This window comes from Kribbella steppae (assembly GCF_004342025.1).
Lineage (GTDB): Bacteria > Actinomycetota > Actinomycetes > Propionibacteriales > Kribbellaceae > Kribbella > Kribbella steppae.
The window spans coordinates 13,119-33,695 of the sequence record NZ_SLWN01000009.1 but is presented as its reverse complement, the minus strand read 5'-3'; the positions used below and the strand labels follow the sequence as shown (position 1 = coordinate 33,695).

The window sequence follows — 20,577 nt, the reverse complement described above, 5'->3', positions numbered from 1 at the left end:
GAGCGTACTCACTATCTGAATCCCGAGTTCCTGGGTTGGAATTCTCACGACTCGGGATGGTCCTCCGGTGGTGGGAGGATGCGGCCTAACGTTTGCCGGCTGCCTGTGCGTTGCCTGGGTTCGATCTGTCGGGAGTGCTTGTGAGTTCGTCGGTCGCCGGGACCGTTTCACCGACCCGGCAGGCGTTGCGCCTGGTACGTCGGGATCGGAGTGCACGCGCAGGTGTCGTGATCGTGGGCCTGCTGATCCTGATCGCGGTGGCGGCGCCGTTGCCCGCCGTACCCGAACGTGCTGATCGTCGGGCTCAGTAAGTAGCTACGTACGGCCCTCTTTCTCCTGGGCCTCGAAGAGGGTCGGCTGGGTCTCGGCATCGAGTCCCCAGTCGGCCCTCATCACCGAGTAGCCGGCCTTCTCGGCGGCCGCGCACACCTTCACGTCGTCGTCGACCAGGACGGCGACCGGACGGTCCTCGGCCAGCCGCTTCAGCCGGCCGAGTTTCATCGTCATCGACGGGCGCCGGTCGGTGTTCCCGCGCATGTACATCTTCCCGTCCGGGAAGCCGTTGTCCTTCAGCCACTTCAGCGTGTCCCGCCGCAGCCGCTCGGGCCGGCCGGTCAGGTAGACGATCTCGTGGTCGGCCGCCAGCGTGGTCGCGACCGCGAGCCCTTCGTCCAGGACCGCGTCCTCCTTGGCATGCGCGAAGAACGAGTCCCAGTCCTTCGGCCGCGTCTGCAGGAAGTGGATCCGCTCACTGGTGTCGGACAGCGTCGCGTCGATGTCCAGGACGGCGTACGGGCGTTGATCGTCAGGCACGTTGTCCAGCTTCCCAGGTACGGCGGTCGACGGCGTACTCGACCTCGCCGAACTCGGTGCCGGGCAGCGGATCGTCGAAGTGTTCGTGGAAGATCCGGACGAACCGCAGGCCGGACCGGCGCATCACCGCCCGGGACCGGTGGTTGACCGCCATCGTGTCCGCGATCACGTGGTCCATCCCGAGCTCCCCGAACGCCTTGTCGATCAGCGCCTTCGTGCCTTCGGTCGCATACCCCTTGCCCCACGCGGTCCGATTCAGCCGGTACCCGACGTCCACGGTCGCCGGTGCGGCGGTCGGCAGGAGGCCGAACCACCCGATGAACGCCCCGTCGGACTTCTGCTCGGCGGCGAACGTGCCCAGGCCCGGATGCTCGTCGTACAACCGCAGGATCGCCGGCAGAACGACCTTCTCGACCTCGTCCGGTGGCGTCGGCTGCCCGGTCAGGAACCGCATCACCTCGGGATCGGAATCCAGCTCGACGAGTAATCCGGCGTCCGCTGCCGTGAACCGGCGTAGCCGCAATCGCTCCGTCTCCACCCTCTGACCCTCTCATCCGGCTGTCCGGAGTGTGGGCGGTGTGGGGGTTGGGGTGTGTTGGGTTGGGCGGTTGTCGGTGGCGCAGGTTAGCGTTCTGACCGCGATGGAAGAGTCGATCACGTTTCTGCACAGTTCGGACTGGCAGCTGGGGATGATGCGCCGGTTCCTGGGGCCGGACGGTCAGGCCCGGTGGGGTCAGGCCCGGCTGGATGCTGTCGCGCGGATCGGTGACGTCGCAACCAGCACCGGAGCGGCCTTCGTGGTCGTCACCGGCGACGTGTTCGAGCACAACCAGGTCGAGCGGCAGACCATCTTGCGTGCTTGTGAAGCACTCAAGCGGATCCCGGTCCCGGTCGTCCTGCTGCCGGGCAACCACGACGCCCTCGAGCCCGGCTCGCTCTGGACGTCGGCGCAGTGGCAGGCACACGCGCCCGAGCATGTGACCGTCCTGACCGACACCACGCCGCTGGAGATCATGCCCGGTGTCGAGATCGTCGGCGCGCCCTGGCGTTCGCGGCGCCCGCTGTCAGACCCGGCAGCCCCCGGGTACGCCGACCTGAAGCCCGTAGCCGGTACGACGCGGATCCTGCTCGCGCACGGTCAGCTGACCAGTCTCAGTGGCGGCATGTCCGACGTGCCGACGATCGATCAGGCAGCCCTGGAAGCGGCGGTTGCCGACGGACGGCTGCAGTACGTCGGTCTCGGCGACCGGCACTCGACGACGCAGGTGACCGAGCGGATCTGGTTCTCCGGGACGCAGGAGGTCACGTCGCCCGAGGAGGACGATCCGGGCAACGTGCTCAAGGTGACCGTCGGCGGCGGCGAGATCGAGGTCGAGCCGGTGCGGGTCGGCGCCTGGCACATGGTCGACCATCGCGCCGAACTGTTCGACGAGGAATCGCTGCAGGGACTGGAGGATTGGTTCGCGGAGTTGCCGGAGAAGGAGCGGACCTATGTCCGGCTCGCCGGCGACGGTTCGTTGGCGCTGCCGTTGCTGAGCCGGCTCGACGCCATGATCGACGCGCAGGGTGAGGTGTTCGCCAGTGTCGAGCGGTGGGCGAAGTTCTGGACCGTCCGGCCGGCGCCCGACGCGGCCGACCTGGACGCGTTGCAGTTGAGCGGCCCGGCCCGGGCGGCGATGGAGGAGTTGCGGCAGGCGCTGGCCGCCGGTGACGAGGGTGCCGGGGCGGCACTGTCGTTGATGCACAGACTGGCTCGGGACGCCGGATGAGGTTGCACAGTCTGACGCTGCGGGACTTCCGCGGCGTCAAGGACCGTACCGTTCGGCTGCCCGCCCTCGGCACCACCGTGGTCGTCGGCGACAACGAGGTCGGCAAGTCCAGCCTGGTCGAGGCGTTCGGCCTGATCTTCGACCTGCCGGACGACTCGAAGTCGACCCGGATCCGCGACATCCAGCCGGTCGGCCAGGACGTCGGACCCGAGGTGACGGTCGAGCTCAGTCTCGGCAGCAAAGAGCTGACCTACACCAAGAGCTGGCTGAAGAACCGCTCCACCGAGCTGACCGTCGTCGACTTCGACGGCCGTCGCATGTCGTGGACCGGCCGCGAGGCGCACAACGAGGCGGAGCGGCTCTTCCACCAACACGTCGACCCGGTGCTGTGGCAGACCCTGATGGTCAGCCAGGGCCAGTCGTTGGTGCTGCCCACACCCGCGGATGCTGAGCCGCTCATCACTGCGGTGACAGCGGAGTCGGGTACGCCGGTCGACGGTGCGTCGATGCCGCTCGTGACAGCGGTCGAGCACGAGTACCTGCGCTACTGGACGCGCGGCGGTCGAGCAACCGGTGATTTCGCCAGGTCCGAGAAGGCCGTCGTCGCCGCCGAGCTCACTGCGGCCCAGGCGCTGAAGGCGATGGAGGAGGTCCAGCAGGACATCCGTCGCGCCGAGCGGCTGGCGCTCGACCTCGACGACGTCGCGAACCGGCTCACCGACCACCTCACCTCGGTCGAGGAACTGCGCGAACGCAAGAAGGCGACCGACGAGATCCTGCTTCGCCGCGACTCGGTGAAGTCCCGCGCCGAGACTGCCCGCGCCCGGCTGGAGAACCACACCCGGACCCGGGTCGAGCGGGAACGGCTGCTCGATGAGGTCGAACGGTTCACCAAGACCGACGCCGAACTGATCGAGCGCCGTACCGATGCCGAGACGGTCGCCAAGACCGCGGCCGACATGGTGCACGCGGCCGAGGCGGCACTGGCCGAGGTGGTCGAGCTCAAGGACGCCCGTCGTACCGACGTCCAGGAAGCGGAACGCCGCGTCTCGGAGTTGATGGACCGCGCCGAGCTGGACCGACTGCTCGGTCAGCAGACCGAGCTGGTCGACGTACGTGCCCGGATCGCCGCGGCCGGGACGATCCTGGACCGGATCAAGGTCGACGACGCGCTGGTCGCCGCGTTGGAGGACGCACACGCCGCGGTCGTCGAGGCCCGCGCCGCGCTGGCGGCCGGCGTACCGGAAGTGTCGGTACGACGCCTTGGTGCCGAGCCGGTCGAGTTGTCGGGGACCGGGCTCGATGCGGGCTCGGGTGGTGTACCGGCGGAACTGGGCTTCGACGAATCGGCCGAGCTGCTGGTCTCCGGTGAGTTGGTGGTCGGCGTACCGGGGCAGGTCGAGGTGACGGTCCGGGCCGGCGGGGAAGCGGCGACGCTGCGGTCGCGGGTGGACGACGCGGTCCGGCGCGAGAAGGACCTGCTGAAGAAGGCGGGCGTGAAGGATGTCGCGGCCGCCAGGGAGCTGCTGCGGAAGGCCGACACGGCATCCGCCGAGCTGCACGAGGCCCGCCGGACCGAGCGGTCGCTGACGGCTGGTGGTGATCCGGGGGAGCGGATCGCCGTGCTGACCGCGCGGCTCGGGCCGGACGAACCTGAGGAGCTGTCGGACCAGCAGGCCGCGGTCGAGGGCGTGCCGGGTCAGATGTCGTTGTTCGAGGAGTTCGTCTCGCCGCACGACACGCTCTTCGACGACTTCGAGCTTCCGGTCAGCGAGCCTGATGATCTGACCGGCGCGCAGCGCGCGCTCGATGAGGCGCGAGACGGTCTCGCCGAGGCCGAGCGGTTGCTGCGCGACGCGGAGTTCGCCGCGGCGCAGGCCCGGAAGGCGGCGGACGAGGATCGGTCGGAGGCGCAGAACGCGCGGGCGCGGGCGGAAATCGCGGCGGAGCGGTTGGCTGCGGCGGTTGAGGCGTTGGAGGTGGCCCGGGGTGTTCTCGACGATGAGGCTGTCGCCGCAGTCGAGGCTGAGGCGACCAGTGAGGTCGAGGCGGTGCTCGAGGAGCTGACCGGCGTACAGGAGCAGGTCGATGCTGCCGGAGCCGACCAGGTCGCCGGTGAGTTGGCGGACGCGTTGGCTGTGGCTGGGCGGCTGCAGGGCGAGCGGGATACGTTGCGTGACGCGCTGCGGACGACCGAGGGGCGGCTGGAGCAGTCGGGCCGGGATGGGTTGGCGACGCGACGCGACGTGGCCGAGCTGGAGTTGGCCGCCGTACGGTCGGAGCACGACAGCCTGCGGCGCCGGGCGGAGGCGGCTCGGCGGGTGTTCGAGACGTTGAGCCGTCATCGGTCCGAGGCGCAGACGAAGTACTCCGAGCCGTTGCAGAGCCGGATCGAGTCGCTCGGGCGGAGTGTGTACGGACCGTCGTTCCGGGTGTGGCTGGACGACGACCTCGCCGTGTCCGAGCGCGAGCTGGATGGCACGCGGCTGCCGGTCGAGGCGCTGTCGACGGGTGCGCAGGAGCAGTTGGCGATCATCACCCGGCTGGCGATCAGCCACCTGGTCAGCACCGGCGAGCACAGTGTGCCGGTCATCTTCGACGACGCCCTCGGCTGGTCCGACAAGGCCCGCCTGCGCGACATGGGCGCGCTCCTCGGCCGGGCCGGCGACCACGGCCAGGTCATCATCCTGACCTGCATGCCGGACCGCTACGAGTACGTCCCGAAAGCGACCTTCATCAAGCTGGACGCGTGATCCGCTCCGGCGCGCTGTAGACGACGCAGCGGTCGCCGCGGGTGAAGCCGGCCACCGTGACGTTGAACCGCCGGGCCAGCTCGACCGCCAGACTCGACGGTGCGCCCACCGCCACGATCATTCCGATCCCAGCGGCGACTGCTTTCTGGATGATCTCGTATCCGGCGCGGCCGCTGACCACCAGAACCAGGCCCTTGCGGCTGTGGTTGTTGAGGACAGTCCAGCCGACCACCTTGTCGACGGCGTTGTGGCGACCGACGTCTTCCTTCACCACGATCTTCCGGCCGTCTGCGGTGAACAGGCCGGCCGCGTGCAGGCCGCCGGTGCGGGTGAACATCGGCTGACCTTCGCGGAGCAGTTCGGGCAGGCGTCGTACGACGTCGACGCTTGTTTCCACCGGGTCGACGGGGTCGTAGTCGCGCTCGGCCAGTTCGTCCAGGCTTTGCTGACCGCAGACCCCGCACGCTGCCGACGTCACGCCGTACCGCTGTGGTGGCTCCCGGTCGGGCGGGCCGTCGAACGTCACGGTGACGGTGTTGAACTGCTGCTCCCGGGTCAGCTTCACATCGGTGCAATAGGCAACGGTCTTGATCGCGTCCGGCCGCACCGCGAACCCTTCGCCGAGACAGAACCCGGCCGCCAGCTCGAAGTCGGAGCCGGGCGTCCGCATCGTCACCACCAGCGGCTCGGGCGGCCGTCCGGGCCACTCCAGCCGGAGCTCGAGCGGCTCCTCGGTGACGACGACGTCCTCACGCCGGGACGTCCGATCGCCGTCCAGCACCTCGACCTTGAACCTCGTGGTCGGACCTTTCGTCATATGTCCACGGTAGGCGCTGTCACCAGCCGCGGCGTACGGCAAGCCAGTCGAGGAAGGTCCAGGCGTAGTACCGCTGGTGCTCCCGCAGCGCCGGCGTACACCCGAACGGCGGCGGGGCGTCGGCGTTCTTCATCATGTACGCCGCCACGGCCGCGATGTAGCAATCGAGATACTCAGCCGGTACGCCGTCCGTCAGCGGGCTGGTGTGGATCGCGGCGATCGTGTCGATGCCGTGGTGCTGTGCGACCGGCAGCAGACCGACCCAGTCCATCCAGGGTGGCCCGAGGGCGAGCCAGTTCCAGTCGAAGGTCCAGCAGGTGCCGTCCGCGTCGATCAGCATGTTGTCCGGCCGCAGATCGCCGTGCGTCGCCGACTCCCCGGCGAACGCTTCCGGTGCCAGCTGGATCAGGTCGACCAGTTCGGGCAGGATCTTCGGCACCCACGGTTGCAGGCCGGTTGGCAGCGGTGCCTCGTCCGCCAGGATTCGGGCCGGAGTCTGCAGCGGTGAGTCGTTCTCGTCGAGATCTTTCAGGAAGCTCTGCAGTCCGTCGAGCGGACTCGGATCCATCACCTCCGCGATCCGCTCACAGGTCGCGGTCACCTGCGCGAAGTCCCCGGCCGTCCAAGGCGCTCCAGGCATGCGGCCCGCCACCCACTCGGACACGACGGCGAACCACTGACGGTCCCCGTCACTGGCGTGTGCGGAGGCGACGATGGCCGGGACCTGGATGGCACCTGGCAGCTGGGGGACTACCTCGGCTTCGCGTTGGTAGGCGCGGTAGGAGTGGAGGGTGTCGTCGGACGCCTTGATGAAGACGTGGCGACCGTCTGCCAGTCGGGCAGGTGCGGCGAACCCGCCGGTGAAACCTGAGCTGACCGGGGGTCCCGCCTCGGCGACCTCGCTGCCGAGGGCAACGGCGAGGGATTCGTGCAAGATCGGCGGGAGCGTGTTCCAATCCGGTCGCAGTGAGGTTGCGGTGTAGTCGACATCGGGCGCTCCACTCATGTCCACAGACCATAGAGTGCGCGGGCGGCCCGTCGCCTGTGGTTTACGGTGCCGACTGTGACTGGACTGGAGGCACTGCATGCGCTCGACCTGGTCGGGATCTTCGTGTTCGGGATCACCGGCGCGCTGGTCGGCGTACGCAAGAAGCTCGACGTGTTCGGCATCCTGGTGCTGGCGCTCGTCACCGGGCTCGGCGGCGGGTTCATCCGGGATGTGCTGATCGGTGCGATCCCGCCGGCCGCGCTGGAGGACTGGCGCTACCTGGTGGTCCCGGTCGCGGCCGGGCTGCTCACGTTCTTCCTGCATCCCGGGATCGGCCGGGTCGAGCGGCTGGTGAACATCTTCGACGCGGCCGGCCTCGCGCTGTTCTGCGTGACCGGCGCGGTGAAAGCGATCGAGTACGGTCTGTCGCCGCTCTCGGCTGCGCTCCTCGGCACCATCTCCGCCATCGGCGGCGGCGTGATCCGCGACATCCTCAGCGGCCGTGTCCCCGTCGTACTGCGCGCCGAGATCTACGCCACCCCGGCGTTCCTCGGCGCCGGCATCGTAGTCGTCGCGGCAGCCCTCGACTACGACGCCCTGTGGGTGCCGATCGTGGGCGCGGTCACCTGCTTCACCATCCGCCTGCTGGCCATCCGGCGCGGCTGGAACGCGCCGCTACCCCGCCATCCGTGACGGCGCGGCCCAGCCGTTGACGACGGCAACCAGTTCCAGATAGCGGTGCCAGCGCGGGCCGGCCTCGGTCCGGCGGAGCTCGATCAGCCGGTCGCGCAGCTCCGGGTCGTGCTGGAGCGGCGCACCGGCTTCCGCTGCGATCGTGCGGTACCCGGCGGCCATCCGTCGTACGGCGGAGCGGAAGGTGTCGTCCTGGACCAGCGACGCCAGCTCCAGCCAAGCCTCGACCTGCTGAGGTTCGGCGTCGTCGGGGAGCACGGGCGTGAGGTTCTGCCGGATCGCGGCGAAGTCAGGATCATCGCCGAGGGTCGAGGTCAGGAAGTCCGTGATCAAGGCGCGGCGCTCGTGTGCGGACCGGGCTGTCAGTTCATGCATGCGTTCGAGCTCCTCTGGCGTCGAGTGACGATGGGCGACCACTGACAGCACCGCGTGCTGCAACTGCAGCGTCCGGATCTGTACGGCGACCGCCTCGGCGTGTGCCGTGAGTACGTCGGCGAGCGTCCGCTCCTGCTCGAGCACCGCCCGCACCATCGCCAGGTCGATGCCCAGACCCCGTAACGTCCGGATCAGCTCCAGCCGCGCCACCGCGCCGGCGTCGTACCGGCGGTGACCGGCAGCAGTACGACGTGACTCCAGCAAGCCGAGGTCGGAGTAGTACCGCACCGTCTTGACGGTCACCCCGGCCCGGCGCGCCAGCTCACCGATCGAGTGGTCCATGCCCACACCCTCACATCTCCCGTCGGAGGAGATACAAGGCTAGTTGTGCGCGAACCTCGTCTTCGGGCGGGCGAAGGTGATGGAGGCGGCGGCGATCAGGGCGCAGGAGATGCCGAAGCAGACGGGGACCCAGTAGGCGTCGGACGAACCCCACAGGTCGACGGCGTGGCCGGCGGCGGCGTTGCCAGGGGCCACACCGAGGAGGATGCCGGTGACGGTCCAGGTGATCGCCTCGGTGAGGCGCTGCGGCGGCACCCACTCCTCGACACAGGCGGTGACCGCGACCATGGTCGGCGCGATGGTCATCCCGCAGCAGAACAGGACGACGCCCAGCATGAGCACGCTGTCGACCCAGGGGAGCGGCGCAAGGGTCAGCGCGAGCAGGATGGTGCCGATCAGCAGGCGGCGCTCGACCGGTGCGCGCCAGTGCACCGAGCCGTACCAGAGACCCGCCAGCAGGCTGCCGAACGCCCACACGGCCAGTACGACGCCGGACATGCTGGCCTGGCCCTTCTCGGTGGTGAACGCAACCGTGACGACCTCCGCACCGCCGAGGGTCGCGCCGAGGCCGAGACCGATCAGGCTGAGCAGCAGGATCGAGACCCAGGGGAGTGGTGCCTGCTCGGCCCCATCCGACTTGCCCCGGCCCGGTGGGTCGGACGCACGCAGCAGCGCCAGCCAGATGCCACCGGCCAGCCCTAGTACGCCGGCTGCGGCCAGAGCGGCGTACGGACTGACCTGAGTGGCGAGCGCCGTGACCAGCACCGGGCCTACGATGAAGACGACCTCGTCACCGACCGCCTCGAGGGCGAACGCGGTCTGCAACGCCCGGCCACGGCCGAGGAGGTGCGTCCAGCGGGCACGGACGAACGAGCCCACCTGCGGACGGGTGCCACCGGCAACGAACGACACCACGTAGAGCACCCAGGTGGCGTAGTCGGCACGTACGGCGACCAGCAACACCGCGAGCGCGATCGTGCAGACCACCGAGCCGATGATCAGCAGCTTGCGCTGCCCGAACCGGTCGACCAGCCGGCCCTGGATCGGGCCGGTCAGCGCGCCCGCGATGACGGCCACACCGGAGACCGCACCTGCCAGACCGTAGGAGCCGCTCTCCTGCGCGATCAGGATGACGATGCCGAGCCCGATCATCGAGATCGGCATACGCCCGAGGATCCCGGCAGTGAAGAACGCACTGGCACCGGGACGGCGCATGAGATGGACGTAGGGCTTGAGCATGAGGGACCGGGAACACCCTAACCGCTGGGGATTCGGTCGGACCGCCACGCCATCACATCCGCGGGCGTACCCGCCGGCCCGCGCTCACCCAGGCTGCGCCGGGGCGATTGTGATGGCCTGGCGGTCCGGGCTCTGGCCTCAACTGAGAAACTTGGAGCATGCCAGTGGATGCTTCGCCGTACGACGCGGTGCTGTTGCTGTCCTTCGGGGGGCCCGAGCAGCCGGACGACGTACTGCCGTTCCTGCAGAACGTGACGCGGGGCCGGGGGATCCCCGACGAGCGGTTGAAGGAGGTCGGGGAGCACTACTACGCGTTCGGTGGGAAGAGCCCGATCAACGACCAGAACCGCGCCCTGCTCGCGGCGCTGCGGGAGTCGTTCGACGAGATCGGGGTGGACCTGCCGATCTACTGGGGCAACCGCAACTGGGCGCCGTACCTGACCGACACCATGCGGCAGATGGCCGACGACGGCATCCGCCGGGCCGTGGTGATCGTGACCTCGGCCTACCCGTCGTACTCGGGCTGCCGGCAGTACCGCGAGAACCTCGAGGACGCCGCCAAGCAGGTGCCGAACGCGCCCCGGATCGACAAGCTTCGGCACTACGCGAACCACCCCGGCTTCGTCGGCTCGTTCGTCGAGGCGACCGCGAAGGCGCTCAGCGAGCTGCCCGAGGGCTCGGCGATCGCCTATGTGACGCATTCCATCCCGACCGCGATGAACGCGACCAGCGGACCGGACGGCAACGGGTACGTCGACTGGCACCTGGACGTGGCGGCGGAGATCACCACGGAGATCGAGCGCCGGACCGGCCAGTCCCTCCGGAGTGACCTGGTCTACTGCTCGCGCTCCGGCCCGCCGCAGGTGCCGTGGCTCGAGCCGGACGTGAACGACCACCTGGAGGCTCTGGCGGCGGACGGCGTACCGGGTGTGGCAGTCGTACCCATCGGGTTCGTCAGCGACCACATGGAGGTCATCTACGACCTCGACACCGAGGCCGCCCAGACGGCCGAGAAGCTCCGGCTGCCGATGACCCGGGCCGCGACCCCCGGCACCGACCCGCAGTTCGTCGCCATGCTGCGCGACCTGGTCGTCGAGCGGGCCGCGGCTGAGCGCGGCGAGGAGCCGGCCCGGCCCTGCGTCGGCAAGCTCGGCCCGGCCTGGGACGACTGCCGTCACGACTGCTGCCCACCCCTGCGTCGACCGACCCAACCAGCGAAGGAATCTGCATGAACGAGCGAAGCGAGTTCATCAATAGGCATAGACCGCTCCGAGCCTCATCCGCGCCCGGAGCGAAGCGAGGACGTGGATGAGTACCGAAAGCCCCCAGGACCTGCTCAAGCTGGCCGTGGAGGTGGCGGAGGAGGCGGCGCGGCTGATCGTCGAACGCCGCCGCGGCACGATCACGGTCGCCGACACCAAGAGCACCGTCACCGACGTGGTCACCGCGGTCGACCGGGAGTCGGAGGAGCTGATCCGGGCCCGGGTCCTGCAGGCCCGCCCGGACGACTCGTTCCTCGGCGAGGAGGGTGACGACGTGGTCGGCACCAGTGGCGTCCGCTGGGTGGTCGATCCGATCGACGGCACGGTGAACTACCTGTACGACATCCCGACGTACGCCGTCTCGATCGCGGTCGAGTACGACGGGGAGACCGTGGCCGGTGTGGTCGTGGACGCGCCGAGAGGCGAGGTGTACACCGCGACCAAGGGCGGCGGCGCGTTCCTGGACGGAAAGTCGATCCAAGTGTCGGGGTGCACCGAGCTGAGCAAGGCCCTGGTCGGGACCGGGTTCGGGTACGACCCGGCCCGGCGGGAGGTCCAGGCCGCGGTGATCCAGCAGTTGATCACCGAGGTCCGCGACATCCGGCGGATCGGGGTCGGTGCGATCGACCTGTGCTACGTCGCCTGCGGCCGGCTGGACGCGGTCTACGAACGCGGACTGAATCCGTGGGACTACGGAGCGGGTGCGCTGATCGCCGCCGAGGCCGGCGCGGCCATCGGCGGGCTGAACGGGGCGGACGTGTCGCCGGAAATGTCGATCGCGGCCAGCCCGGCGCTGTTCGGGCCGCTCCACGACCTCCTCGCCGCTACCGACCCGTTGCGCGCGTAACCGCTCCTGTATGCTCATTAGTGCGCAGTATCGCGCACCCATGAGCATTCTGGTGTTCGGTCCTGACATTTGTTGCGACACGCTGGCCGGAAGGTGGACCCTGACGCGCGGGTAGGGCCCTTCATAGGGCACAATCCCGTCCTCGGGAACGGTTGTTGCCGGTCCCGGCCTGGCTGTCAAGGGTTTCGGGGGACGAAAGATTCCAGTGCGGAATTTCTCGGCCGCTGTACCTGTTCAAGGGCTCAGCAGGCAACACCACGGGTACGAAGAGGGCAGGGAAACACCATGGCGACTGATTACGACGCCCCGCGCAAGACGGACGAAGATGCTTCCGAAGAGTCGATCGAGGAACTGAAGACTCGCCGTCACGACAAGAACTCCGGCAAGGTCGACGAGGACGAGGCCGAGGCCGCGGAGAGCTTCGAGCTGCCCGGTGCCGACCTGAGCCACGAAGAGCTGGCGGTGCGGGTCCTCCCGCGCCAGGCCGACGAGTTCACCTGTTCGAGCTGCTTCCTGGTTCACCACCGCAGTCAGCTCGCCGAGACGAAGAACGGGCAGCTGATCTGCCGCGATTGCGCAGCCTGACACCAGCGCCCTACTTCGGCATCAACCGCAGCGGGACCGCCCCCAGACTTCTGGGGACGGTCCCGCTGTTGTGCTTTTGTCTTTAGTCGTTGTCCTTGGCGACGCTCTTGACCAGGACGCCCTTGACGGCGTCCTGCTCGTAGCCGGGCGGTGCGTACCCGGTGGACTTCAGCCAGTACGCCGCCGCGCGCTTCTCGGCGAACAGCTTGGCGGCCGCCGCCGCGGCCCCGCTCGCGACCGCCCAGGTCACCACCTCGGCGTAGCCGCCCTGGCCGCCCTTCGGCGGCTTCCCGCCCGAGCCGACCTTCCAGGCCGTACTGACCGCCTTGTTCGCGACCAGGCCCACGACCAGCGTGAACGCGGCCAGCACCAGCTTCCAGCCGATCTTCGCTCCGACCACAACAGCCTCCTAACGCAAGTCCCCGACAGTCAGGATCTTGCCACGCTGTTCCCCGTCAGCGCTGCTGCCAACCGGTCCGGATGCCGGGTGGCGATCACCCAGTACGGCGCCGGGTCGCGCGGATCGGTGATCTCGACCCGGACCGCGCCCCGGACGTAGCTGCGCAGCAGCAGGTAGGCCTTCGGATCGCAGTCCCGCCCGAATGCGTGCCGCGCGTCGTCCCCGGTCAGCGCCTCGACCTTGCCCAGGTGCGCCCGTTCAATCACGGCCCGCCCGGCCCGGAGCCGCTCACCGTCCACCTCGACCCGCGCGCCGCCGTACTGGAGAAAGAAGAGGACCAGCAGGAGCAGGGCGGTGCCGCCGACCAAGGCGCCGGCGAACGTCCCGACCGGTACGGCGGTGATGACGAAGAGCGTGACGGTCGCGGCGGCGGCGATGATCCACCACGACACCGGCACCCTGAGGTTTTCGCGATAGGTACCCACAGGACCAGCCTGGCATGTGGCTGGTCCGGGCCCGTCGGTAAGGTCGCCTCTCGTGACCGAGGTTCTGATCCAGCGACTCGACCCCGACCTGCCACTTCCGGCGTACGCCCATCCCGGCGACGCCGGCGCGGACCTGGTGGCGGCGAGTGACATCACACTCAAACCCGGCGAGCGCGGCCTGGTCGGCACCGGCATCGCGATCGCCCTCCAGGACGGGTACGCCGCCTTCGTGCATCCCCGCTCCGGACTGGCCGCCAAACACGGGGTGTCGCTCGTCAACGCGCCGGGCACTGTGGATGCGGGCTACCGTGGCGAGATCAAGGTCTGCCTGATCAATCTGGACCCCCATGCCGAGGTCACGTTGCGGCGCGGCGACCGAATCGCGCAGCTGGTGATCCAGCAGGTGGAGAAGGCGCGGTTCGTCGAGGTGACCACCTTGCCGGGCTCGGCCCGCGGTGACGGGGGGCACGGCTCGACCGGCGGTTTCGGCGATGTGACACGCTGATCAGGTGCGCCCGTTGACCTGACGGATGCGCGAGACTACGGCGGCTGTACGTCAAAGAATCAGGCTGGACCACTTGAGAAGCAGAGGGCAAGAGCAGTGATCTTCCGCCGCAAGGCCAAGAACGAAGACGTCGAGAACGAGCAGGCGCTCGCCGACGAGGCCGGTACGCCGGAACCGCGGGCCGACGGTCCGTTCGACTCCACCGAGGTTGACGCCGACGTCCTGGAGGCGGAGGACCGGATCAACCTGGGTGCCCTCGTGATCACCGGCCAGCCGGGGATGGAGCTGCGGCTGCAGGTCGACGAGCAGTCCGGCCAGGTGCAGGCGATCCTGCTGGTGCTGGAGGACTCCGCCCTCGAGTTGCGCGCGTTCGCGGCGCCGAAGCGGACCGGCATCTGGTCCGAGGTACGGCGTGAGATCGCCGCCGAGGCGAGCCGGATGGGCGGCACCGCGACCGAGACCGAGGGCCCGTTCGGCACCGAGCTGGTGCTCGTCGTGCCGGTCGAGGACCCGGACGGCCAGATCTTCAGCCAGACCTCGCGGGTGATCGGTGTGGACGGTCCGCGCTGGCTGCTTCGGGCCACTGTGCTCGGCCGGGCCGCGGTCGAGCCGGACGCCGCGCCGCCGATGGAGGCGACGCTGCGCAACACCATCGTCGTCCGCGGGACCGAGCCGATGGCGGTGCGCGAATCGCTGCCGTTGCAGCTGCCGCCGGGCGCTGAACCGGCTGCCGAAGCTGAGGCGTGACGGACTACACTCGAATCATGGGTAGCGACAAACCCGCGGGCCTGTTGCGGCGTGCTTTCCGCGGGCTGGCCGGCGACCGGGAGCAGCAGGACGCCGAAGTTCTCCGGGACTTCGCGCAGGACTGTGGTGCCCGGTCGATCACCGGCTGCCACGACCGCGAGATGGTCACGCTGTTCGGTACGCTGCGCACCATCACGTTCAGCCCTCGCGGCGGCGTACCAGCCTTGGAGGGCGAGTTGTACGACGGCACCGGCACGGTCAAGCTGATCTGGCTCGGCCGGCGCAAGATCGCCGGGATCCACCCCGGCTCCGAGCTGATTGCCTCGGGGCGAATCGGTGTGGTCGACGGCGACCGGGTGATGTTCAACCCGCGCTACGAGCTGCGTCCGCAGGCCGCGCATGGCTGAGCCGACGTCGCGCCGTGACGAGGTCGAGGACGACCCGCAGGCCGAGGATGGCCCGCGCCGCCACTTGGACGAACATCTCGACGAGAAGCTCGTCGAGATGCTGCGTCCGGAGGTCGAGGCCGCCGAGTCCGTCCTGACCGGCGACGATGACACGGACGGGGCGAAGACGGCCGAGCCCACGAAGCCCCAGACGACCGACAAGGACTTCTTCCACGCCCTCGGTGGCTGGGGGGCGCTGCTCGACATCGGCCTGCCCTGGATCGCGTTCCTGATCGTCTATGCCGCCAGTGACCACGATCTGCGTCTCGCGCTGATCGTCGCGGTCGCGTGCGGCGCGGCGGTCGCCGTACTGCGGATCCTGCGCAAGCAACCACTGCGGAACGTGGCCGGCGGCTTCGTCGGCGTGCTGATCTCCGCCTGGGTCGCGAACCGCACCGGCAACGCCAAGGACGTCTACCTCCCCGGCTTCTTCACCAACCTCGCGTACTTCGCTCTCTACGCGCTCACCGTGCTGTTCCGCTGGCCGCTGTTCGGCGTCCTGTACGGCGTGATCACCCAGACCGGCACGGCCTGGCGCCGGGATCCCGCGATGCTCAAGGGCTTCACCCGCGCGACGCTGGTGTTCGCGGGACTCTTCGCCCTCCGCCTGATCGTCCAGGTGCCGCTGTACCTCGTCGACGCCTTGAACGCCCTCGGCATCGCGAAGGTCGGCATGGGCCTGCCGCTCTACGCACTCGCACTCTGGCTCGCGTACGCCGTACTGCGTGGATCGCTGCCGCCGGACAAGTGGGACGAAGCCCGCGACCACGTCACCCACCTGCTCCGCGGGAACCGGAAATAGGAAAGCCCGGGCCACACAGCCCGGGCTCTCTTCTTGGACTACTCCTACTTGCGGTGGTGCGGCGAGAGCATGTCCTCGAGCTGTTCCTCGGTCTCGTCGGCGGCGACGAACAACAGTTCGTCGTTCAGCTCCAGGGTGCCTTCCGGGTCCGGGCGCAGGACGCGGCCCTCGCGCAGGATGACGACCAGCGCGGTGTCGAGCGGCCAGTCGATGTCCCCGACCCGGAGGCCGATCATCGGGGAGTCCTCAGGCAGGGTCAGCTCGACCAGGTTCGCGTCGCCCTGGCGGAAGGTGAACAGCCGGACCAGGTCGCCGACCGATACGGCCTCCTCGACCAGTGCGGACATGATCCGCGGGGTGGACACCGAGACGTCCACACCCCAGGCCTCGTTGAACATCCACTCGTTCCGCGGATGGTTGACCCGGGCAACGGTCCGGGGAACGCCGAATTCGGTCTTGGCCAGCAGCGAGACGACCAGGTTGACCTTGTCGTCGCCGGTGCTGGCGATCGCCACCTGGCAGCGTTGCAGCGCGGCCTCCTCGAGCGAGGACAGCTCGCAGGCGTCGGCGAGCAGCCACTCGGCCCGCGGCACCGACTCGGCCTTGATCGCCCGCGGGTCCTTGTCGATCAGCAGCACCTCGTGGCCGTTCTCCAGCAGCTCGGCGGCGATCGAACGACCGACGTTCCCGGCGCCGGCGATGGCTACCCGCATCACAGCTCCTCAGGCTTGGTGCCGAGTTGGGACTCGATCGCGGCCGCGTCCCGTTCGAGCATCACCACGTGGACCAGGTCACCCTCCTGGATGACCGTGTCGGCCTTGGGCAGCAGGCCTTCACCCAGCCGGGTCAGGAACGCGACCCGGGCACCGGTGGCCTTCTCGATGTCGAACGCGGCCCGCCCGACCCATCCGGAGTGCACGTGCACCTCGGCCAGCCGAACCGTGCCGGATGGGTCGCGCCACTCCGGCTCGGAGCCCTCCGGAAGCAGCCGGCGCATCATCTGGTCGACGGTCCAGCGCACGGTGCCGACGGTCGGGATGCCGAGCCGCTGGTACACCTCGGCGCGGCCCGGGTCGTAGATGCGGGCCACCACGTTGTTGATACCGAAGGTCTCCCGGGCCACCCGGGCGGCCAGGATGTTGGAGTTGTCGCCGTTCGAGACCGCGGCGAACGCCTCGGCCTGCTCGATCCCGGCCTCGGTCAGGATCTCCCGGTCGAAACCCATACCGGTGACCGTCCGGCCGGTGAAGTTCGGGCTCAGCCGGCGGAACGAATCGCCCGCCTGGTCGATGATCGCGACCGTGTGGCCCCGCTTCTCCAGGGTTCTCGCAAGCGTCGACCCGACGCGGCCGCAGCCCATGATGACGACGTGCACTGGGTGATCACTCCTTGCCCCGAGTGGGGCCACTGGCATCGGTTCGGCAGGGATAGACGCTACACCGGACCGGGGCTCCCTCTAACATCACCGGTGTGACTCCCGCTCTCGGCGATATCGGCAAGAGGCTGCTGCTCGGCCGCAAACTGCGCAGCACCCAGCTCGGTGAGACGCTGCTGCCCAAGCGCATCGCTCTGCCGGTCTTCGCCAGCGACGCACTGTCGTCGGTCGCGTACGCCCCCGACGAGATCTTCCTGACCCTGTCGCTGGCCGGTCTGACCGCGCTGACGATCTCGTGGAAGGTCGCCATCGTCGTCGCTTTGGTGATGCTCGTGGTGGTGGCGTCGTACCGGCAGAACGTCCACGCCTACCCGTCCGGTGGCGGCGACTACGAGGTGGCCAACGTCAACCTCGGGCCGACCGCCGGTCTGACGGTGGCCAGTGCCCTGCTGGTCGACTACGTCCTGACGGTCGCGGTGTCGATCTCGTCGGCCGCCCAGTACGCCGCGTCGGCGATCCCGGCGCTGGAGGGTCACCAGGCGACCGCTGCGGTGATCGCGGTGCTGTTCCTGACCACGATGAATCTGCGCGGTGTCCGCGAGTCCGGCGCGGCCTTCGCCGTACCGACGTACATCTTCATGGTCACGATCCTCGGGATGGCAGCGTTCGGGTTCGGCCGGCTGCTGTTCGGGACGCTGCCGAACGCGGAGACCGCGGTCTTCGACGTCGCCGCCGAAGAGCCGTTCGTGCACGGGGCGGGTGGCCTGGCGATGGGGTTCCTGGTGCTGCGGGCGTTCTCGTCCGGGTGTGCCGCGCTGACCGGTGTCGAGGCGATCAGCAACGGCGTGCCCGCGTTCAAGAAGCCGAAGAGCAAGAACGCGGCGACCACGCTGCTGCTGCTCGGCTGCATCTCGATCGCGATGGTGATCAGCGTGGTGACGCTGGCCAACGTGATGAAGGTGCGGTTCGCCGAGGATCCGGCGACCCAGCTGCTGCGGGACGGCGTACCGGTCGGGGCCGGCTACCACCAGGACCCGATCATCGGCCAGCTGGCGAAGGGGATCTTCGACCACTTCTCACTAGGCTTCTACCTGGTCGCCGCGGCCACCGGCGTGATCCTGGTGCTGGCCGCCAACACCGCGTTCAACGGCTTCCCGGTGCTCGGCTCGATCCTGGCCCGGGACGGATACCTGCCGCGGCAGCTGCACACCCGCGGCGACCGGCTCGCGTTCAGCAACGGCATCATCATCCTGGCCGCGTTCGCGAGCCTCCTGATCGTTGCCTTCAACGCCGAGGTGACCCGGCTGATCCAGCTCTACATCGTCGGCGTGTTCGTGTCGTTCACGATCAGCCAGACCGGCATGGTCCGGCACTGGACCCGGTTGCTGAAGACCGAGACCGACGGGGCGAAGCGCCGGCAGATGCACCGGTCCCGGACGATCAACGCGATCGGCCTGACCATGACCGGCGTGGTGCTGGTGATCGTGCTGCTCACCAAGTTCACCCACGGCGCCTACATCGCGATCATCGCGATGGCGGTGTTGTTCCTGCTGATGAAGGGCATCCGCCGGCACTACAACGCGGTCAGCAAGCAGATGGCGGCGGAAGGTGACGAGCAGCTGATGCTGCCGTCCCGGGTGCACTCGATCGTGCTGGTGTCCAAGCTGCACAAGCCGACCCTGCGGGCGCTGGCCTTCGCCAAGGCGGCCCGGCCGTACATGCTCGAGGCGGTCACGGTCGACGTCGACCGGGAGGAGTCGGAGACGCTGCAGGCCGAGTGGGACGCCCGAGGTATCCCGATCCCGCTGAAGCGGCTGGCCTCGCCGTACCGGGAGATCACCCGCCCGATCCTGCAGTATGTCCGGGACATCAGGCGGCAGTCGCCGCGCGACGTGGTGATGGTCTACATCCCCGAGTACGTCGTCGGCCACTGGTGGGAGCACCTCCTGCACAACCAGAGTGCCCTGCGGCTGAAGGGGCGCCTCTTGTTCACACCTGGTGTGATGGTTACGTCGGTTCCTTACCAGCTGATCTCGTCGCAGGCAGCAGAGGAACGGCAGGACCGGGAGGAGCGGGTGGCAGGCCAGGTACGGCGTGGAGCCCGCAAGGCGTCAGGAGATCGGTGACAGGCGAGGACATCGTCGGGGCGGTAGTCGAGCTGGAAGTAGGACCAGTAGCGCACGGGGGACACTGTGTGGCCCGGCATGAGGGGCAGGTGGTCTTCGTCCGGCACGCGTTGCCGGGTGAGCTGGTCCACGCGCGCGTCACCGAGCAGAACGCGAAGTACCTGCGGGCGGACGTCGTACAGGTCCTCACCCCGTCACCGCAGCGGATCGAGCCACCGTGCCCGTACGCCGGGCCGGGGCTGTGCGGAGGCTGCGACTTCCAGCACTCCAACATCGTGGAGCAGCGGCGGCTGAAGGCCACCGTGGTGTCGGACACGCTGCGGCGGATCGGCGGGATCGAGCGCACGGTGGTGATGGAGTCCCCGGGCGACGACGGTCTCGGCTGGCGGACTCGGATGAGGTACGCCGTGGTGGACGGGCGACCCGGCATGTACGCGCACCGGTCGCACGACCTGGTCCAGATCGACAGGTGCCTGATCGCGCACCCGGACAGTCCGGACGTGCTGGGGCAGCGGTGGCCGGACGTGACGTCGGTGCAGGCTGTCGTCTCGTCCGAGGGCAAGACCGCCGTACTGACCGACGAGGAACCCGGTGGGCGCGTGGTGGAAGTCGTGCGCAATCGGCGGTTCCGGGTTGAGGCCGGTGGGTTCTGGCAGGTGCACCCTGCCGCTCCGGAGACGCTGGTGGACGCCGTACTGAGTGGACTGGAGCCTGCGACGGGGGAGACGGCGCTGGACCTGTACTCGGGTGTCGGGCTGTTTGCTGCCTTCCTGGCTGAGGCTGGGTGCCCGGTGCTGGCCATCGAGGGTGACAAGGACGCGGTTCGCAATGCCCGGCGGAATCTGCACGACCTACCGGACGTGACGCTGGAGACGGGGGACGTGGACCGGGTGCTGAACACGGCGGTCGGGCAGGGGCTGGAGCACGTTGACCTGGTCGTGCTGGACCCGCCGCGGACGGGTGCGGGCAAGGACGTCGTACGGCGGATCGCTGCGCTGACCCCGCGGCGAGTGGCGTACGTTGCGTGTGATCCGGCAGCGCTGGCGCGGGACCTGAAGACGTTCGGGACGCTCGGCTACGGGATCGCGTCGCTCCGGGCGTTCGACCTGTTCGGGATGACCCACCACATCGAGTGCGTGGCCATCTTGGAGCCTGTGGACAGTGAAGTGGTGAGTGTCCGGGGGCTCGGGTAGCGTTCTGGCCCTGGA

General features: G+C 69.0%; 23 protein-coding genes. 13 read left to right on the top strand and 10 right to left on the bottom strand.

The window, feature by feature from the left end:
• Positions 1 to 140: 140 nt before the first annotated feature.
• A complete protein-coding gene (locus EV652_RS25825; protein WP_132211828.1) occupies positions 141 to 311 on the top strand; it encodes a hypothetical protein in 171 nt (56 codons plus the stop codon).
• Between the two features lie 4 nt (positions 312 to 315).
• Here EV652_RS25825 and EV652_RS25820 read toward each other — a convergent pair whose 3' ends face one another.
• Both EV652_RS25820 and EV652_RS25815 read right to left on the bottom strand, forming a co-directional pair.
• Positions 316 to 813 (bottom strand): phosphatase domain-containing protein, encoded by a 498-nt coding sequence (locus EV652_RS25820; protein ID WP_132211827.1) that lies wholly within the window; start codon positions 811 to 813, stop codon positions 316 to 318.
• A complete protein-coding gene (locus EV652_RS25815) occupies positions 806 to 1,351 on the bottom strand; it encodes a GNAT family N-acetyltransferase (protein WP_132211826.1) in 546 nt (181 codons plus the stop codon). Before EV652_RS25815 ends, EV652_RS25820 begins: the two co-directional genes overlap by 8 nt.
• Before the next feature lie 103 nt (positions 1,352 to 1,454).
• Between EV652_RS25815 and EV652_RS25810 the strand changes: the two genes are divergently transcribed.
• Together EV652_RS25810 and EV652_RS46050 are read left to right on the top strand one after the other, a co-directional pair.
• On the top strand, positions 1,455 to 2,582 hold the full coding sequence (locus EV652_RS25810; RefSeq protein ID WP_132211825.1) for a metallophosphoesterase family protein: 1,128 nt from the start codon (positions 1,455 to 1,457) through the stop codon (positions 2,580 to 2,582).
• Positions 2,579 to 5,335: an AAA family ATPase gene (locus tag EV652_RS46050; protein ID WP_132211824.1), complete on the top strand. Its 2,757-nt coding sequence runs from the start codon at positions 2,579 to 2,581 to the stop codon at positions 5,333 to 5,335. The genes EV652_RS25810 and EV652_RS46050 overlap by 4 nt, the downstream gene beginning before the upstream one ends.
• Here the strand turns inward: EV652_RS46050 and fdhD are convergent.
• The gene (gene fdhD, locus EV652_RS25800; protein ID WP_132211823.1) at positions 5,319 to 6,152 is read right to left on the bottom strand and encodes a formate dehydrogenase accessory sulfurtransferase FdhD; all 834 of its coding nucleotides are present in this window, start codon (positions 6,150 to 6,152) and stop codon (positions 5,319 to 5,321) included. The two genes, EV652_RS46050 and fdhD, sit on opposite strands and share 17 nt — an antisense overlap.
• A gap of 19 nt (positions 6,153 to 6,171) precedes the next feature.
• Positions 6,172 to 7,158 carry a phosphotransferase family protein gene (locus EV652_RS25795; protein WP_132211822.1) on the bottom strand — a complete coding sequence of 329 codons (987 nt, stop codon included), beginning with the start codon at positions 7,156 to 7,158 and terminating at the stop codon, positions 6,172 to 6,174.
• A 57-nt stretch (positions 7,159 to 7,215) separates the two neighbouring features.
• On the opposite strand from EV652_RS25795, the gene EV652_RS25790 reads away from it, so the two are divergent.
• Positions 7,216 to 7,833, top strand: a complete 618-nt coding sequence (locus EV652_RS25790; RefSeq protein WP_242002004.1) for a trimeric intracellular cation channel family protein — start codon at positions 7,216 to 7,218, stop codon at positions 7,831 to 7,833.
• Here EV652_RS25790 and EV652_RS25785 read toward each other — a convergent pair.
• Entirely contained in the window at positions 7,816 to 8,550 is a 735-nt protein-coding gene (locus tag EV652_RS25785; RefSeq protein ID WP_132211821.1) for a MerR family transcriptional regulator, read from the bottom strand. The two genes, EV652_RS25790 and EV652_RS25785, sit on opposite strands and share 18 nt — an antisense overlap.
• 39 nt (positions 8,551 to 8,589) lie before the next feature.
• Complete coding sequence (locus tag EV652_RS25780; protein ID WP_255512632.1) at positions 8,590 to 9,765, bottom strand: MFS transporter; 1,176 nt, start codon at positions 9,763 to 9,765, stop codon at positions 8,590 to 8,592.
• A 182-nt stretch (positions 9,766 to 9,947) separates the two neighbouring features.
• Between EV652_RS25780 and EV652_RS25775 the strand changes: the two genes are divergently transcribed.
• The 3 genes from EV652_RS25775 (at position 9,948) to EV652_RS25765 (ending at position 12,483) form a co-directional block, all read left to right on the top strand.
• Entirely contained in the window at positions 9,948 to 11,021 is a 1,074-nt protein-coding gene (locus EV652_RS25775) for a ferrochelatase (protein ID WP_132211819.1), read from the top strand.
• 76 nt (positions 11,022 to 11,097) lie between these two features.
• Complete coding sequence (locus tag EV652_RS25770) at positions 11,098 to 11,898, top strand: inositol monophosphatase family protein (protein ID WP_132211818.1); 801 nt, start codon at positions 11,098 to 11,100, stop codon at positions 11,896 to 11,898.
• 285 nt (positions 11,899 to 12,183) lie between these two features.
• Positions 12,184 to 12,483: a DUF4193 domain-containing protein gene (locus EV652_RS25765; protein ID WP_130379292.1), complete on the top strand. Its 300-nt coding sequence runs from the start codon at positions 12,184 to 12,186 to the stop codon at positions 12,481 to 12,483.
• A gap of 82 nt (positions 12,484 to 12,565) precedes the next feature.
• On the opposite strand, the gene EV652_RS25760 is transcribed toward EV652_RS25765, so the two are convergent.
• The gene (locus tag EV652_RS25760; RefSeq protein WP_132211817.1) at positions 12,566 to 12,883 is read right to left on the bottom strand and encodes a DUF4235 domain-containing protein; all 318 of its coding nucleotides are present in this window, start codon (positions 12,881 to 12,883) and stop codon (positions 12,566 to 12,568) included.
• 29 nt (positions 12,884 to 12,912) lie between these two features.
• A complete protein-coding gene (locus tag EV652_RS25755) occupies positions 12,913 to 13,368 on the bottom strand; it encodes a DUF3093 domain-containing protein (protein ID WP_242002002.1) in 456 nt (151 codons plus the stop codon).
• A 52-nt stretch (positions 13,369 to 13,420) separates the two neighbouring features.
• Between EV652_RS25755 and dut the strand changes: the two genes are divergently transcribed.
• From dut to EV652_RS25735, 4 genes are all read left to right on the top strand, one after another.
• A complete protein-coding gene (gene dut / locus EV652_RS25750) occupies positions 13,421 to 13,873 on the top strand; it encodes a dUTP diphosphatase (protein ID WP_132211815.1) in 453 nt (150 codons plus the stop codon).
• Between the two features lie 96 nt (positions 13,874 to 13,969).
• On the top strand, positions 13,970 to 14,620 hold the full coding sequence (locus EV652_RS25745) for a DUF3710 domain-containing protein (RefSeq protein WP_132211814.1): 651 nt from the start codon (positions 13,970 to 13,972) through the stop codon (positions 14,618 to 14,620).
• Positions 14,621 to 14,637: 17 nt separating this feature from the next.
• The gene (locus tag EV652_RS25740; protein WP_132211813.1) at positions 14,638 to 15,027 is read left to right on the top strand and encodes an OB-fold nucleic acid binding domain-containing protein; all 390 of its coding nucleotides are present in this window, start codon (positions 14,638 to 14,640) and stop codon (positions 15,025 to 15,027) included.
• Entirely contained in the window at positions 15,020 to 15,868 is an 849-nt protein-coding gene (locus EV652_RS25735; RefSeq protein WP_132211812.1) for a DUF3159 domain-containing protein, read from the top strand. Before EV652_RS25740 ends, EV652_RS25735 begins: the two co-directional genes overlap by 8 nt.
• A 44-nt stretch (positions 15,869 to 15,912) precedes the next feature.
• Here the strand turns inward: EV652_RS25735 and EV652_RS25730 are convergent, their stop codons facing one another.
• Both EV652_RS25730 and EV652_RS25725 read right to left on the bottom strand, forming a co-directional pair.
• A complete protein-coding gene (locus EV652_RS25730) occupies positions 15,913 to 16,581 on the bottom strand; it encodes a potassium channel family protein (protein WP_132211811.1) in 669 nt (222 codons plus the stop codon).
• Entirely contained in the window at positions 16,581 to 17,243 is a 663-nt protein-coding gene (locus tag EV652_RS25725; RefSeq protein WP_132211810.1) for a potassium channel family protein, read from the bottom strand. Before EV652_RS25725 ends, EV652_RS25730 begins: the two co-directional genes overlap by 1 nt.
• Positions 17,244 to 17,338: 95 nt before the next feature.
• On the opposite strand from EV652_RS25725, the gene EV652_RS25720 reads away from it, so the two are divergent.
• A complete protein-coding gene (locus EV652_RS25720) occupies positions 17,339 to 19,369 on the top strand; it encodes an APC family permease (RefSeq protein ID WP_132211809.1) in 2,031 nt (676 codons plus the stop codon).
• On the top strand, positions 19,366 to 20,562 hold the full coding sequence (locus EV652_RS25715; RefSeq protein ID WP_132211808.1) for a class I SAM-dependent RNA methyltransferase: 1,197 nt from the start codon (positions 19,366 to 19,368) through the stop codon (positions 20,560 to 20,562). The genes EV652_RS25720 and EV652_RS25715 overlap by 4 nt, the downstream gene beginning before the upstream one ends.
• Positions 20,563 to 20,577: the final 15 nt, after the last annotated feature.

Coding starts and splice junctions, on each gene's coding strand:
- EV652_RS25775 (WP_132211819.1), top strand. CDS start 9,948: ATGCCAGTGGATGCTTCGCCGTACGACGCGGTGCTGTTGCTGTCCTTC.
- EV652_RS46050 (WP_132211824.1), top strand. CDS start 2,579: ATGAGGTTGCACAGTCTGACGCTGCGGGACTTCCGCGGCGTCAAGGAC.
- EV652_RS25740 (WP_132211813.1), top strand. CDS start 14,638: ATGGGTAGCGACAAACCCGCGGGCCTGTTGCGGCGTGCTTTCCGCGGG.
- EV652_RS25735 (WP_132211812.1), top strand. CDS start 15,020: ATGGCTGAGCCGACGTCGCGCCGTGACGAGGTCGAGGACGACCCGCAG.
- EV652_RS25780 (WP_255512632.1), bottom strand. CDS start 9,765: ATGCGCCGTCCCGGTGCCAGTGCGTTCTTCACTGCCGGGATCCTCGGG.
- EV652_RS25765 (WP_130379292.1), top strand. CDS start 12,184: ATGGCGACTGATTACGACGCCCCGCGCAAGACGGACGAAGATGCTTCC.
- EV652_RS25785 (WP_132211821.1), bottom strand. CDS start 8,550: ATGGACCACTCGATCGGTGAGCTGGCGCGCCGGGCCGGGGTGACCGTC.
- EV652_RS25730 (WP_132211811.1), bottom strand. CDS start 16,581: ATGCGGGTAGCCATCGCCGGCGCCGGGAACGTCGGTCGTTCGATCGCC.
- EV652_RS25795 (WP_132211822.1), bottom strand. CDS start 7,158: ATGAGTGGAGCGCCCGATGTCGACTACACCGCAACCTCACTGCGACCG.
- EV652_RS25770 (WP_132211818.1), top strand. CDS start 11,098: ATGAGTACCGAAAGCCCCCAGGACCTGCTCAAGCTGGCCGTGGAGGTG.
- EV652_RS25810 (WP_132211825.1), top strand. CDS start 1,455: ATGGAAGAGTCGATCACGTTTCTGCACAGTTCGGACTGGCAGCTGGGG.
- fdhD (WP_132211823.1), bottom strand. CDS start 6,152: ATGACGAAAGGTCCGACCACGAGGTTCAAGGTCGAGGTGCTGGACGGC.